The following is a 14,588-nucleotide window of genomic DNA, read 5'->3' as shown; positions in this document are numbered from 1 at the left end:
TACGAATTAATTTAATGTATGCCCACTACTACTGATTCTCCTTCGCCCCGTATTCCATCTGGAACTCGTGACTCGCGCAAGCACACCCCCAAGTCAGATATGCGGGGACTTTATCAAAGAGCAATTCGTGAGTCATTTGTCAAGCTCGATCCTCGAATTACTGTTAAAAATCCAGTTATGTTTGTTGTTTGGGTGGGGACAATTGTCACCTTTTTAGTAACCCTTAACCCAAATCTTTTTGGCACAATCCAGGCAGATGTCAACCAACAACGCTTGTTAAATGGGTTGATTACCTTCATTCTCTTTTTCACCCTCGTTTTTGCTAACTTTGCCGAAGCCGTAGCTGAAGGACGCGGTAAAGCGCAAGCTGATTCACTGCGATCGACGCGATCGGATACGATCGCTAATAAAATCCTCCCTGATGGTTCTGTACAACAAGTAAATTCTACGGAACTGCGACGGGGTGATTTGGTTAAGGTGGTTGCAAATAATATGATTCCCGCCGATGGGGATGTAATTAAAGGCATTGGCTCGGTGGATGAGTCTGCCATCACTGGGGAATCTGCGCCAGTACTGAAACAACCAGGTACAGATATTGCCAGTTCAGTCACAGGAGGTACACGCCTACTCTCAGATGAGTTGACAATTCGGATTAGTGCCGATCCTGGACAAGGCTTTATCGATCGCATGATTTCCTTGGTAGAAGGCGCACAACGCACCAAGACTCCCAATGAAATTGCTTTGACGGTATTATTGGCAGTGCTAACGCAGGTGTTCTTGATTGTAGTGGCAACTATGCCCCCATTTGTTGGCTACATCGCCAACTTTATCACTACAGCCTTTGGGCCAGAAGCGGGAAACAGTTTACGTACTGGTGGTAGCGTTGCTATTTTAATATCACTACTGGTAGCTTTGATTCCCACAACTATCGGTGGTTTGCTCAGTGCGATTGGCATTGCAGGGATGGATAGGGTTGCACAGTTTAACGTCATTGCTACCTCCGGTCGAGCAGTAGAAGCCTGCGGCGACATCAACACCTTGGTGCTAGATAAGACAGGCACGATCACTTTGGGGAATCGGATGGCTGATGAGTTTATTCCTCTGGATAATCACTCATTAGAAGATGTGGCGCGAGTTTCCCTAGCTGCTAGCTTGTTTGACGAAACACCAGAAGGCAAATCAATTGTAGTTTTAGCTGAAAAGTCTCAGGCTGGGATCGATTTCAATATCGACAAAGCCGAAGGTGTGGAATTTTCAGCCAAAACCCGGATGAGTGGCACAAATCTAGCCGATGGCAAACAAATCCGCAAAGGAGCAGTAGATGCCATTAAGGGATTTGTCCGTTCTCGTGGCGGCTACGTTCCTGATGATATAGATGCAGCTTATGAGCGAGTTTCTCGGTTAGGCGGTACACCTTTAGCTGTTTGCCAAGATGACAAAATTTATGGTGTCATCTATCTCAAAGATATTGTCAAACCCGGTCTGCGGGAACGGTTTGACCAACTTCGCCGTATGGGTGTTCGCACCGTCATGCTTACAGGTGACAACCGCATTACCGCTTCAGTAATTGCTAAAGAAGCTGGGGTCGATGATTTCATTGCCGAAGCGACTCCAGAAGACAAAATTGAGGTGATTCGCTCCGAACAATCTCAGGGTAAACTGGTGGCAATGACCGGGGATGGTACTAATGATGCCCCTGCTTTGGCTCAAGCAAACGTGGGTGTGGCAATGAACTCTGGGACACAAGCTGCCAAAGAAGCTGCTAACATGGTGGACTTGGACTCTGACCCTACGAAGTTAATTGACCTAGTAACCATAGGTAAACAGTTGCTAATTACCCGTGGAGCCTTGACAACATTCTCCATCGCTAACGATATTGCCAAGTATTTTGCGATCATTCCGACTATCTTTGCGGCTGCTGGAATTGGCGCACTGAATATTATGGGATTAAAAAGCGCCCAATCTGCGATCGTCTCGGCGTTGATTTACAATGCCTTGATTATTCCGGCACTCATTCCGTTAGCACTCAAAGGGGTGAAATTCTTACCTTTAACGGCAGATCAACTCCTACGCCGCAACATCTTCATCTATGGACTTGGTGGCATCGTTGCTCCCTTTATTGCTATCAAACTGATAGATATTATCTTACCTTTGTCTTAATTTACTATGAAACCTGTTCGTATCCGCCGCACTATCCTTGCATCGCAAGTACTTGAAGAAATAACTGATATCTGGTGTCAATGGCGTAGACAAAAGCTGCCACTGTATTTGTTCTTGGCGATGTGTTTCAACCTAGTGGTTGCACCTCTAGTCTATGCAGCTACTGGCGAACAACTTTCCCGCAGTCAATCTTGGGGATTGGGACTGTTAGGACTGGTGACATTAGGGCTTTCCATCTATTTATTTTTTGTAATGTTTGTACCGGAGAAATTCTAATGAGTTTTGCACGTGAAGCTAGTAGAGCAGTTCGTTCTACCTTGGTACTCTGGGTAATTGGTGCGATTATTTATCCTTTTGTGATGATTGCTATTGGGCAGATTGCGTTTCCGTTTCAGGCGAATGGAAGTCTGCTGAAAAATAGCACCGGTCAAGTTGTGGGTTCTGCTTTGATTGGTCAACCTTTTACTAGCGATCGCTATTTTAACAGTCGTCCCAGTACCACGAGTTACAGCACAGCCGACCCCAAAAAAGATGATGCGGGAGTTTTGAAAACTGGAGTTTCTGGTGCTAGTAACTTGGCTCCCAGTAATCCCGCATTACTGGAACGCATCAAAGGTAAAGATGATCCAGATCCCAGTAAGAAAATTGAAGGTGATTTGACTCGTCTGAAAACCGCAGGAGTGCAGCCGACTGGCGATTTAGTCTACACCTCTGGTTCCAGCCTTGACCCTCATATTACTCCCGAAGCTGCGATCGCGCAAATTGCACGAGTAGCCAAGGCGCGAGGGTTGCAGCCGAACCAACTAGAAACTTTAATTGCCCAAAACACCGACGGCCGCTTTCTCGGCATATTTGGCGAACCTGGAGTTAATGTGTTGAAGCTGAATTTAGCTCTGGATGGGATTAAGAAATAAAGACTATGGGAAATACTAACGACAAGTAATTTTGCATCTCTACTGTTCAGAATTATTATCTAAGGCTCGATCCCCGATTTCTTAAAAAAGTTGTCGGGGATCTTGTTTTTCATGATTAATTAAATAAGACTATATCTCTAAATATATGCCTATTTAAACTTTTTAAACCATTTTATATACCTGCAAAATATATCTGCTAAAAAACATTTTGCTTATAAAATATTGCACAATAATATTAGAGTAAAAAATGTTTTATGTCCAAAAAGACAAACCCTTTAGAACCAAGTTTGTTTGGTGTCTTAATCCAAGCTAATAGCGTTTACTGCGGTATTCATTTAACTGAAATTCAGTTACCCGATCGATGCATTTTTTTAGGGATTTTAAGACAGGATCGAGTTCTTTCAGTAACAGATAATCCTACAGTTTTCGTAGGAGACTACATTTTAGCCATAGCAACCCATCCGATGATGATTCCCGCTCTCAAAGTCACTCTTAAGAAAATTCATTCTGTTTACTATTCCCTTAACAGTTGCTTGCTAGAAGCTAGACCAACAGCCAACCAATTTGATAATTTAGATGACTCAGATGTATCAAACCATTTCAATTCCACATATTACTAAATAGATGAACATTTACTTCTTCTCTTATCATGTAATTGACCCAAATACAATTAAAAATTTAGGTACTACGATTACAACTAAATTTAATGGTGAAATTAGTGAGATTCACTCTAATAATCTGAATAAATAAAGATTTTTAATATGGCTAGCTTGGGGCTTTTACAACTTTATATATCTGGTCAAAAAAGTGTTAATCAATCTACCCTGATTGAAGCAAGCTTGGCAAATACAACACAAAATAACACCAAACCCCAGGACGGTGATATTTCTATTGTAGCGGTCTTTTTGGCTCACATTTCCTTCATGATTGTTTGGGGAATTTTAGTTTATATCGTTTCATCTGTCTGCAAAGCACTAGAAGATCCACCAGAAAATAGGGTGCAAGAAAAAAACGAAATAATAAGCATCAAACATATACAGCAACATCCCTGTAGGAATTGCCGATTTTTTCATAAAAATTCTTATTTAAAGTGTGCAGTAAATCCTGCTATTGCTTTAACTAAAGAAGCGCTTAATTGTTCTGATTACAGTCATAAATAGTTAAAATATGAAAATGTAAAACTATTTTTTGATTTTGCGAAAATGGACATATTTTAATTTTTCACTTCTGGGTTCTGTTGCTAAAGCTTTCAAATTACCATAAGAAGATAACCTTTAATTTCTCAGTTTTAGATTGGAGATGGTATTTATGAATCTCTTGTTACGACCTCTGATCCCGATGGCATTTTTCCTTACTCCCTCTTTAGTTAATCAAGGTAATGATTTGCTTCAACAGCATATAATTTAACAGGTTCAAGAAACCAGAAAATGTTTTGGCTGTAATTTATCGAGAGTTAGTTTTTCTGGGACAAACTTACAAAAAATAGACTTGCGATCGGCAAATCTTCAGGGAGCCAACTTAAAAAATGCTAATCTCCGATATGCAAATTTAGAATGGGCAGATATAGGAATCCGGTTTGATTTGGAGAAAATATCTGTAGGATGTGTTAGCGACAGCGTAACACATCAAACCCGTGATAATAGTGTGTTACGAACTCCGTTCTAACACACGCTACAATACCTAATTTCGTTCAAAAATCAAATAGTAATCCTATATTCGGAATGCAAATCTGCAAGTAGCCGATCTAACTGGAGTAATTCTCAAGAATACATTGCTAGCTATATTTTATGAAATCAAAAGAGACGATATTTGTTATTCCAACTCATCGCCTGAGAGATGTAGCACAGACCATCGAAAAGTATGATGAGAATTTCCGTGCAAATGGTCATGCTGTAAAAATTATCGTCTTTGATGACTCCAGCATTGCCAACCATGAGAAATATTATCCACTTTTAGAGCAGACTAAGACAGTCAATGATGTGTATTATGTCGGCCCTCAGCAGAAAGAAGAATTTATTACATTTTTAAATGAAAGACTGCGCGATCGCAAACTAGAATCACTCGTCAAGAACTTATTCCGACCTAGCTACGGCGGCAATCGCAACTTCACCTTAATGTATACCCTTGGTCATTTAATGGTCAGCGCAGATGACGATATGCGACCAGATGCATTAATTGAAACTAGCCCAGAATCTTTAACAGGCGATGAAATATGTCGAGGAAAATTAATCAAGTCTACCCAACAAGGCGGCTATGTCCATAAATCTTTTGACTTACTCACGGCTTTTAGTGATGTTCTAGGTAAAAGAGCCAGCCAAGTACCAGAAAACTTTGAGGCTGGAGAATTGGTTGTTGATACAGCAATGGATTTAGAAACCAACACAACCAAAGGCTACTTTCGAGAAAACAGCCTCGTATTACAACAGGGAAGAGTCTTGAATAATGCGATTGTCAAGATTGCCCAAACTTTTCGCACAGGAACTAATGATATCGATACACTTGATTTTATTCACATGTATCTTAATGATGAAAATCAAATCAGTCCCAATGACCTGAACGATTTTTATATTCTGACTAATTTTCGACCTGTTATTACCAACAAAAACTGGAGAATGGATTGTGGAGTTGCTGGATATGATAATCAGCTAGGTTTACCACCATTTTTTCCCACTCGGCTTAGATTTGAAGATTATATCTACAGGATTTGGATACAGCAAGAAGGTATTGCAGCTGCACACGTTGATGCTGTCCAGAACCATATTAGAAATAACTATATGCGTAATCCTCTTGCTAGTGAACTTTTTAATGAGGAAATATGCAGCCTGCTGAAAAAGAAGATTAAGAGCAGTGTTTATCATCTTGATGACCTGGGAATCAAGTTTGATTACTCAGGCGAGGTTACATTGCAAGATTCTGAAGAAATCTTAGAAAAAATCTCTGCTATCCACAATCAGGTAGTCAAAGCCTCAATATCTGCCCAAAACGAAGAGCGTAAGCAGTCTCTCCAATTGTTTGCAGAGAACTTATCGAGAGTATTTTATGGATTCGAACCCGACTTTTTTCAGCAAAACGTTTCCAGAATTATTGATGATGTCATTAGCCAATTTCACGGTTCTCTAGAAATATGGCCAACTCTAGTGGAAATTTGTTACTTTTACAAAGATAAAAAGGATTTGCCGCAAATCCGAGTCAAGAATAAGAAGCTAAAGTCCAGAAATGGCGCAAGATTGAGCGAAATTCAATTATAAGCTTTTATCATGCAAATGAGGCATAAGCAGACTTTACGATTCTTCATCCGCAAAAATTTTGTCAGATATAGCTTAGATAACAGCAATCTGATAAGATTTCAAACAAGTAGAATAACTGCTTATTCTCTTTTTCTTTAACCCATTGATTTCGGGTATTTGTTAGGAAAGGAAGATAAAATGTCTCATCTAATGTGGAAAACTCTGGTACTAAGTCCAGTAGTTTTGGGAGTGACGGTGTTGGTTTCCGCTAGGGCTATAGCTACTGAAGTAGTAAGCTCTTCTAAAGATATAAAGGTGAAAACTGCTCAGACAAAAGCACCAATAGCTTCTGATGCTTCAACATTTCTTCAAATAGAACAACCAAAAGTTAATCAGTCATTGGTTGCCCAAAAAACTGATGATAATAAGGTTTTAGAAGAAGTTAACCGCTACGGCAACGAGGGTAAGAACCAGAATTCACTATCTCAAGTCACATCAGTTTCTCAGTTTTCTGATGTACAGCCTACTGACTGGGCATTCCAAGCTTTACAATCCCTGGTTGAACGCTATGGTTGTATTGCTGGATACCCAAATTCTACTTATCGTGGCAATCGGGCACTGACTCGTTATGAATTTGCGGCAGGTTTGAATGCTTGTTTAGATCGGGTTAATGAACTGATTGCCACTGCAACTGCTGACTTGGTGACAAAACAGGATTTAGCAACCCTCCAACGCTTGCAAGAAGAATTCTCGGCAGAACTAGCAACTCTGCGTGGTCGAGTCGATGCCGTAGAAGCACGAACTGCTGAACTAGAAGCAAATCAGTTTTCTACTACCACAAAATTGGTGGGTGAAGCTATTTTTGCCGTTAGCGATATTTTTGGCGGTAACACTGGCGATGCAAATAATACTGTTTTCCAAGATAGGGTACGTTTAGACCTACAAAGCAGTTTCACAGGTAAAGACGTTTTACACACCCGTCTTGCAGCCGGTAATGCACTAGCCTTTAATCAATTGGCGAATGATGGCTCTGCAATCAATACGGCTGAAGGCACGCAAACTTTTCAAATCGGTAGCACTGGTAGCAATTCTGTCATCATAGATTGGCTAGCGTATTATGTACCCATAGGCCCAGCGCAAGTTTACTTGGCGGCCACCGGAGGTATTCATAGCGACTATGTTGCCACTAATAACCCTTACTTTGAGGACTATGATGGCGGTAATGGTGCTTTGTCTACCTTTGCTTCTGAAAGCCCCATTTATCGGATTGGCGGTGGTGCAGGTGCAGCATTGACTCTACCCTTTGGTAGTGGGGGCAGTTTTTTCAAACCAAGTTCGCTAACTATAGGTTACTTGGCATCAAATGCTAGTAATCCTGGAATAAACCAAGGTTTATTGGAGGGTAACTATGCGGCTCTAGGACAGTTGAACTTTAGTGTTGGCGATCGCTTGGCGATCGCTGCTACCTACGTTCACGGTTATAGCGGTGCTGGAGGCGGTAATTTATTCGATCTAGGTGGTGGTTTAGGCAGTGCTAACCGCGTTGTAGGTACTAATCAAGCTAATACCCTAAGCACCCTAAACGCATCTTCCAGTAACTCTTACGGTATAGAAGCAGCTTTCAGACCCAGCGACAAACTATCAATTAGTGGCTTCGTTTCTTACCACGATGTCACAGGCTTTGGTGCTAATGATGATTACGAAGCTTGGAGCTACGGTCTTGGGGTAGCGTTACCTGACTTCGGTAAAAAAGGTAACGTATTGGGTATTTTTGCTGGTGCAGAACCTTATGCGTTGAACCGACCAGGTTTTACTGGTAATGACATCCCTTATCACTTTGAAGGCTTTTACAAGTATCGCGTGTCAGATAATATCTCAATTACTCCTGGTGTAATCTGGTTGACCTCCCCTGGCCAAACCAGCACTAACGATGATGCAATTATCGGTACGCTGAGAACAACTTTCACCTTCTAAATGTTTACAACACTCAGTGCTGAGTGCTGAGTAATGAGTTATGAGTAATGAGTAGCAAGAAGATTACTCAGTACTTCCGTACTATGCTAAAAGACCTGCCCCTTGTGGGCGGTCTTTTACCTCAGCACTTTTCATAGCAATTGGCTGTAGCCAGACAGAGATTTCATCGGTGTCAATTTAAGCTAAAACCACTTTAAAACATTATTCCCAGCCTCTAGCTGGAAATAATGTTTTGGATTACTGGTGTAAATCACCGAGGCAGAGGATAACAGTTAATAACTGTTGATGTTGCTTTTCTGACCATTACTAACCATACCTAATGCATTCATCCGGGAAAATTTTAGATGCTCTAAAGTTTGCTGCATCATTGACGAGTCTGTTTTGTCCATCTTTACTACTAGCAATATGCCATCAGTATAGGGTGCTAGTAGGCTAGTATCTGCTAGTCCCAAAATCGGGGGAGAGTCATAAATCACCAAATCAAAAGCGTTATGGAAATCTATCATTAGTCGCTTCATCTTTTCAGACGAGAGCAACTTTGTGGGATCGGGTGGTATTGGCCCAGAAGTGATTACAGATAATTGGTTCATTGAAGGTAGTTGCCGAATTACCTCACTCATTGGTAGGTTTGTCAAGATTAAATTGCTTAATCCCCATAAGTTATTTAAACCTGATAAGGTATGAATCTTAGGTTGGCGTAAATCAGCATCTACAAGTAGTACTCTTTGTCCCATACCTGTAGCTACCTGAGCTAAATGGAAGGCAATAGTAGATTTACCATCACCAGACATCGCCGAACTAATAACAATGGAAGCAATAGGGCGCTCAGAACTTAAGAATTGGACATTTGTATAAAGTACCCGCAAAGCTTCTAGAAATTTTGCTGAATAATTGTTATTGACTTGATGTGCAAACCCAGGAACGCCTTTAAGAACGGGACTTAGTATTCTGGTTACGGAGAGCTTTTGCGTGGGGATGCGATCGTGAATCCTTTCGATTTGCTCTTCAAATGGTATATTTCCTAACAAGGGGAGTTTGACCTTCCCTTTGAGTACGTCAACGCTATGATAGGTATTGTCAAGCTTTTCCAGCAGTAGGGCAACACTGATTCCTAAAGCTATACTTGCAATCAATCCTGGTATTAAATAACGTTTGATACTCGAATCAGAAATCGGGAATTTTGGTTTACTTGGTGCCTCAAGTAACTGCCAACCAAGTTCTGCTTGAGATATCTGAATTTGGAGGTTTTCACGAGTAGAGAGAAAGCGATTTAGGCTCTCGGTTGTCACCTGTAATTTTCGCTGTAATTCAGTATATTGTCGTGCCAATATTGGCCATTGTTTACGCTGGAGTTCAATTTTACCTTCTACTTTAGCAAGTTCTTGGCTTTGCACTTCTAGAGTTTGAAGTTGAGTCGTTACTTGGGCAATTTTTGTACCCAGAAATCGTTGCTCTTCATTCTTTAGCAAAGGCAAGAGGCTTGCGCGTTTATCCTTCAGTGTTTTGATAGTTGGATTATTATCTTGTAAACGAGTTGACTCTGTAGCAATTTGAACGTCTAGTTGTCGTACTTGATTCAATAACTGCTGATACAAAGTAGCATCATTTAGTACTGCCAGCCTGCCATTTTCTTCTTGCAGAAAAGATAGATTGGCGCGAGCTTCTGCTATTTTTCCATCAATTAATTGTCGTTGCTCTGACAAATTAGTGATTTGATTAACAACTTGTGCAGACTGAGCTTCTGGGTCAACAAAGTCGTATTTTTGCCGGAACGTTTGCAATTCTTTTTGAATCTGATCGACTCGATTTTGGATAAATGGCAGTCGTCCTTCAACAAATTGAATTCCTTGGCGTAACTGCGTTTGCCGCTTTTCCCGACTGTAATTTTGATAATTCTTAGAAATTAGGTTAAGTACAACTTCAATTTGATTTGGATCTTGGTTTCGATAACGAACTTCTATAATCTTAGTTTCAGCGAACCGAGAAATCGTTATGTTGTTGATCAGCGAATTATAGCTAATGTCTGGATACTTAGCTTGCAACTGCTTCACAATCTTTCCCATCAATTCAGGGCTCTTGAGAACCTGAATTTGACTTTCGTAATCAAGACCAGATTTACCTACATTAGGGTCTTTGACAATATCCACTACTTTGGTATCATCATTTACTGGTTCCACTAACAGGCGAAAATTGCCTTCATATACTGGTGGCTCCCGGTTTAGGATCAAGCTAATAAAGATAACTGTCGTTAAAGTAATACTTACTCCTGCAATCACTAGCGCTCGTCGCTTCACAACACTTAGAAGTTGTGGAAAACTCCAATCATTCTCTTCCCCTTCAGACATCGGGAAAGGTTGAGGCTGAAGAAATGGCGGTACAGAGTTACGATTCTGGTTATAACTTGGGGATTGAGAAGAATGATTCTCCATCTATTTAATAATATAATACGTGTTATTTTAGCTACGATTAAATCGAAATTTTTGACTGAAAATACTTAAGTCAGTAACTACACAGAGGTTTATTATTAACAATGAGAGTGGAAACCTTTTTAGTACAACACGTCGTTAATGGGAGGTGCTAATCAAAATTTTGATAATCTGCGGATCTAAATTCATCTCTCAGGTTAATTTTTACTCTCTGTTATACTTAAGTGTACTTAGTTATCACTCTTAAAGTTATAGATTTTTCAAATTTTAGTTGATTAACTAGTGATAATAACATCTTTGTTTTAAAGTATACATTTTTTTAGTTACATGTTATTGCTTAAACCAAAATTAATCTCCAATGATGTGAAAGTGTAAATTTAATGCCGAGAATCAATACTCTTAATATCAATTTAGTAACAGTGCAAAAGTGACTAATAATACTTAAGTAATTTACAATTTTTCAGAAATAAAAATTCATGTCGAAAAAGTAATAAACTTTAATCATTGACAAATTATACAAGAAGTGGACTAGTAAAATCTAGAATAGATATAGGTCTGCAAAATGCTTTGCTAATGAGGGGCACTAATCACTTGGGGGCTAGAAAGACAGATAATTTACGTTATCTCGGATTTAGAATTCAGATAATTTAATTTAATGTATAAATCCTAAGAGACTACTTTTATGAAGTTTCTGTTTATGATATTCTCAAAAGATAAATTTATGATGAAATATATGGGTAGATTTTAAACATCCTTTTCTCATGGTATTGTTGTAAGTAGTTACATATAACACTATTAAATAGAGTACTCTATCTAATAGTGCTAAATGTAATAAATTTTGCTCAAACAATATAAAACTAAGTAAGTGAAACCATTCAAGATTCAATGGACATAGTTCCCCAATTCCTTAGCAAACATAAAGTTTATAGTAGCTGTAAGTTTGCTTGAGGCATCTAGGAAAGTTTTTTATAAGCTAGTAAAAAGCACCATTGTAGGGTAATCTACACCTCTATGATTACCGTAGCCGTTTAGACTGATTCTTTTTGTGTGTTCCCATCTCCAAAAACTTCGTGTATACAGAGTTAAATAAGTATAAATCCTTGTTAAGCGAGCTTAGTTATCAGATATATCTGTGAATACAAGTAAGCTGGATGTATACCAATAAATTTAATCTTATTAATCACTTTGCCTGGAGCAAATTGAAAATATTTGTTAATTCAGGGAAGTAAGTGTGTGTGATTATTAATGGCTTGAGCAGTTCAGTAGTGTCTTTGAATAAAGATTTCTACAGTAGGGTATAAGTGATGAGACTTAATGAATGGATTAATCAAAAACTTTTACAATCCATTTCTACTCGGTTAGATGTTAATGATGACTATTCTCTAAAAACTCAGCAATCCATCAAATTGTCTGTAATCACCCAGTTTTTTCCACCAGACTATGCCCCCACGGGACAGTTGATTGATGAACTGGTGAAACAGTTAGGGCAGCAAGGAGTGGATATTGAGGTTTTTACAAGTCAGCCAGGATATGCATTTGACTCTCAAACTGCTGCTTTAGCAGTTGAGCGTATGGGTGGAATCCGAATTCAGCGATCGCGCACGGCCCAACTTTGGCCGGGGCGAATTCGTGGCAAAGCTGTTAATGGTGTCTTATACACCTTGCGGGCTTTACTGTATATGCTCCGAGCTTGGCGACGCAGTAATGTATTATTAGTAACTACAGCCCCTCCATTTTTGCCAATCATCGGATATCTGGCTTATCTGTTGTTCCGCCTTCCCTATGTTTGCATCCTCTACGATCTTTATCCCGATATTGCGATCGCACTGGGAGTAGTATCTAAGCATAACTGGCTGGCACAGTTATGGCGGGCTATAAACAAACAAATTTGGCTAAACGCTAAGGGAATTGTGGTTCTTAGTCCAGCCATGAAACAGCAAGTGCTAGCAAATTGCCCACAAGTAGCCGATAAGATTTCGGTAATTCACAGTTGGGCGAACCCGGAATTGATTGTGCCAATTCCCAAGCAAGAAAACTGGTTTGCCTTGAAGCATAACCTAGTCAACAAATTTACCGTCCTCTACTCTGGGAATATGGGGCGTTGCCATGATATGGCAACTATCCTGCAAGCTGCCCAACAATTACAAGACGAGCCAGTTCAGTTTGTCTGTATTGGTGGTGGAGCGAAACGGGATGAATTGATTCAAGAAGCGAATCAATTAGGACTGAAAAACTTTACATTTCTGCCCTATCAAGACAAGCAGGTGTTGCCCTATTCTTTAACGGCTTGCGATCTGTCACTAGTAAGTGTAGATGCATCAACCGAGAGTTTAGTCGTTCCTAGCAAGCTTTACTCAGCTTTAGCATCTGGAAGACCCATAGCGGTGATTTGTTCGCAGTATTCATACCTGAGACAACTGGTTGCCGAAGCCAACTGCGGTAGTACCTTTGAGAATGGAGATAGTAATTCTCTAGCTCAATTTATTCGCTTACTCAGTCGCGATCGGCAACTAGGAGAGCGTATGGGCAACTCAGGTCGTCAGTATTTGCGATCGCATTTCACACCTAAGATTATCTCTCAGCAATACTTGGATGTTTTGCAGCAAGCAATACTACCTGATGCTGCGATCGTCATGTCTCAAAGCCAAACAAAATAGTTTTTTCAGAAATTTAAGTACTATTGGTGCTGGTTTTAAAGACTTTCACCTTTATCCCAATTCTCGAAGATACAGGTACAAAAGATTCTCCCTTGCCTTACCAGTGAAACGGTATTAGCGGTGTCAATTATGCAAAATCCAGGTATTTATCGGAAGTATTTGCCATTATCTTTTGAATCTGGCAGTACTTTCTCAATATTTGGAACACAAGGGCAATAAGCACAATAGACAGTACTGTTCTACCAGAGAATTTACCTTTTCTTTAAGCTAGATTCACACTTTGCTTAAAGAAAAAATCTTGCCTATTAGATAATATTTAACTTATTGGAGGGTTATATTTAATGCGTAATTGAAGTAGAAAAACAATTATCAAAAGCAATTCATAAGAACAGCTATTAGTTAGACTTATAACTTTTTATAAGCCTTATTATTATCATGCTTAAGCTATCACAAAAAACTTAAAACTAGTTTTATTTTATGATACTGATAAGTTGAATTAAGATAATTATGAAGTAGTCAAAACTATGTTATGCTTTAAGACATATTGACAGTGGTAAATAACGCTTTTAAAAACATTGGGTAGTTTTATTGCCTAGCGACAAGGTTAAACTTATTACAAATTTCAGAAAAAAATTTTTGATTTTAGAATGTTTTTCAATCTGGTTAGTTTGATTAAATAAAATTTAGTTTTTAACTTTAGGAGATGAGCTTCGATGGTCTTTTTGATCTCAGTTCCTCCAACGTAACCTTCCGAATTTCACTGTTTATTTATTGAAGTGGGAGGTCGAATTGCAGAGAAGGTGTGACCGAAATCGGAAACGTTCAAAACGAAGGGATATCTATTGTCCCAATCATGGCTGTTACCTTGAAAGCAGGAGTCAAAAATATCAATTGTTTGCCGACCAAGCAGGACAGTTGCAGCAACGGGGCATGAGCCGCCGAAGTGCATTGATGTTAGTAGCAAGTCAAACCACAGTTAGTATAGGGGGAGAATGGTTGGAAGCCTTTTGGTGTGACCACTGCCAGCAAACGAAGTGGTATCACGTATGCAAGTCAAACGAACGCACCTATAAAGTTTCTCTAGCGCCACAAGAGCTTTGGCAGCAAGTAACAGGAGTAATCAATCCTGAAGGAAACCCTTCTGTTGGAGAATTTACTCGCAAGCAGGCAAAGATGCTTAACTATCACAACATCAAAGATTTTCAATTTGTCAATTAATGCTTAAAAGCA

Annotated in this window: 11 protein-coding genes; 10 read left to right on the top strand and 1 reads right to left on the bottom strand. The window is 39.6% G+C overall.

The window, feature by feature from the left end; all coding sequences use genetic code 11:
- Nucleotides 1–18: 18 nt before the first annotated feature.
- The 8 genes from kdpB to RMZ41_RS00810 all read left to right on the top strand — a co-directional run bounded on the left by kdpB (nt 19) and on the right by RMZ41_RS00810 (nt 8,275).
- Complete coding sequence (kdpB, locus tag RMZ41_RS00845) at nt 19–2,160, top strand: potassium-transporting ATPase subunit KdpB (RefSeq protein ID WP_322643569.1); 2,142 nt, start codon at nt 19–21, stop codon at nt 2,158–2,160.
- A 6-nt stretch (nt 2,161–2,166) separates the two neighbouring features.
- Complete coding sequence (locus tag RMZ41_RS00840) at nt 2,167–2,436, top strand: potassium-transporting ATPase subunit F (RefSeq protein WP_322643568.1); 270 nt, start codon at nt 2,167–2,169, stop codon at nt 2,434–2,436.
- On the top strand, nt 2,436–3,074 hold the full coding sequence (gene kdpC / locus RMZ41_RS00835; protein WP_322643567.1) for a K(+)-transporting ATPase subunit C: 639 nt from the start codon (nt 2,436–2,438) through the stop codon (nt 3,072–3,074). The genes RMZ41_RS00840 and kdpC overlap by 1 nt, the downstream gene beginning before the upstream one ends.
- Nucleotides 3,075–3,328: 254 nt before the next feature.
- Nucleotides 3,329–3,694, top strand: coding sequence for a TrkA C-terminal domain-containing protein (locus RMZ41_RS00830; protein WP_322643566.1), 366 nt, complete (start codon nt 3,329–3,331; stop codon nt 3,692–3,694).
- 141 nt (nt 3,695–3,835) lie between these two features.
- Nucleotides 3,836–4,234, top strand: a complete 399-nt coding sequence (locus RMZ41_RS00825; RefSeq protein WP_322643565.1) for a hypothetical protein — start codon at nt 3,836–3,838, stop codon at nt 4,232–4,234.
- 322 nt (nt 4,235–4,556) lie between these two features.
- Nucleotides 4,557–4,739, top strand: coding sequence for a pentapeptide repeat-containing protein (locus RMZ41_RS00820; RefSeq protein WP_409874709.1), 183 nt, complete (start codon nt 4,557–4,559; stop codon nt 4,737–4,739).
- 122 nt (nt 4,740–4,861) lie between these two features.
- On the top strand, nt 4,862–6,322 hold the full coding sequence (locus RMZ41_RS00815) for a hypothetical protein (RefSeq protein WP_322643563.1): 1,461 nt from the start codon (nt 4,862–4,864) through the stop codon (nt 6,320–6,322).
- Between the two features lie 177 nt (nt 6,323–6,499).
- Nucleotides 6,500–8,275 carry an iron uptake porin gene (locus RMZ41_RS00810; RefSeq protein WP_322643562.1) on the top strand — a complete coding sequence of 592 codons (1,776 nt, stop codon included), beginning with the start codon at nt 6,500–6,502 and terminating at the stop codon, nt 8,273–8,275.
- Nucleotides 8,276–8,547: 272 nt separating this feature from the next.
- On the opposite strand, the gene RMZ41_RS00805 is transcribed toward RMZ41_RS00810, so the two are convergent.
- The gene (locus RMZ41_RS00805; RefSeq protein WP_322643561.1) at nt 8,548–10,704 is read right to left on the bottom strand and encodes a polysaccharide biosynthesis tyrosine autokinase; all 2,157 of its coding nucleotides are present in this window, start codon (nt 10,702–10,704) and stop codon (nt 8,548–8,550) included.
- A 1,301-nt stretch (nt 10,705–12,005) separates the two neighbouring features.
- Between RMZ41_RS00805 and RMZ41_RS00800 the strand changes: the two genes are divergently transcribed.
- A complete protein-coding gene (locus RMZ41_RS00800) occupies nt 12,006–13,358 on the top strand; it encodes a glycosyltransferase family 4 protein (protein WP_322643560.1) in 1,353 nt (450 codons plus the stop codon).
- A 789-nt stretch (nt 13,359–14,147) separates the two neighbouring features.
- A complete protein-coding gene (locus tag RMZ41_RS00795) occupies nt 14,148–14,576 on the top strand; it encodes a hypothetical protein (RefSeq protein ID WP_322643559.1) in 429 nt (142 codons plus the stop codon).
- Nucleotides 14,577–14,588 lie beyond the last annotated feature (12 nt).

It is taken from the genome of Nostoc sp. DedVER02 (assembly GCF_034530675.2).
In the GTDB taxonomy this organism is placed as follows: Bacteria; Cyanobacteriota; Cyanobacteriia; order Cyanobacteriales; family Nostocaceae; genus Nostoc.
The sequence above is the reverse complement of the archived record's forward strand: the minus strand, read 5'-3'. Positions and strand labels throughout refer to the sequence as shown.

What these genes read in the sequence shown, in the direction of transcription:
- kdpB (WP_322643569.1), top strand. Translation starts at nt 19, where the DNA reads ATGCCCACTACTACTGATTCTCCTTCGCCCCGTATTCCATCTGGAACT.
- RMZ41_RS00840 (WP_322643568.1), top strand. Translation starts at nt 2,167, where the DNA reads ATGAAACCTGTTCGTATCCGCCGCACTATCCTTGCATCGCAAGTACTT.
- kdpC (WP_322643567.1), top strand. Translation starts at nt 2,436, where the DNA reads ATGAGTTTTGCACGTGAAGCTAGTAGAGCAGTTCGTTCTACCTTGGTA.
- RMZ41_RS00830 (WP_322643566.1), top strand. Translation starts at nt 3,329, where the DNA reads ATGTCCAAAAAGACAAACCCTTTAGAACCAAGTTTGTTTGGTGTCTTA.
- RMZ41_RS00825 (WP_322643565.1), top strand. Translation starts at nt 3,836, where the DNA reads ATGGCTAGCTTGGGGCTTTTACAACTTTATATATCTGGTCAAAAAAGT.
- RMZ41_RS00815 (WP_322643563.1), top strand. Translation starts at nt 4,862, where the DNA reads ATGAAATCAAAAGAGACGATATTTGTTATTCCAACTCATCGCCTGAGA.
- RMZ41_RS00810 (WP_322643562.1), top strand. Translation starts at nt 6,500, where the DNA reads ATGTCTCATCTAATGTGGAAAACTCTGGTACTAAGTCCAGTAGTTTTG.
- RMZ41_RS00805 (WP_322643561.1), bottom strand. Translation starts at nt 10,704, where the DNA reads ATGGAGAATCATTCTTCTCAATCCCCAAGTTATAACCAGAATCGTAAC.
- RMZ41_RS00800 (WP_322643560.1), top strand. Translation starts at nt 12,006, where the DNA reads ATGAGACTTAATGAATGGATTAATCAAAAACTTTTACAATCCATTTCT.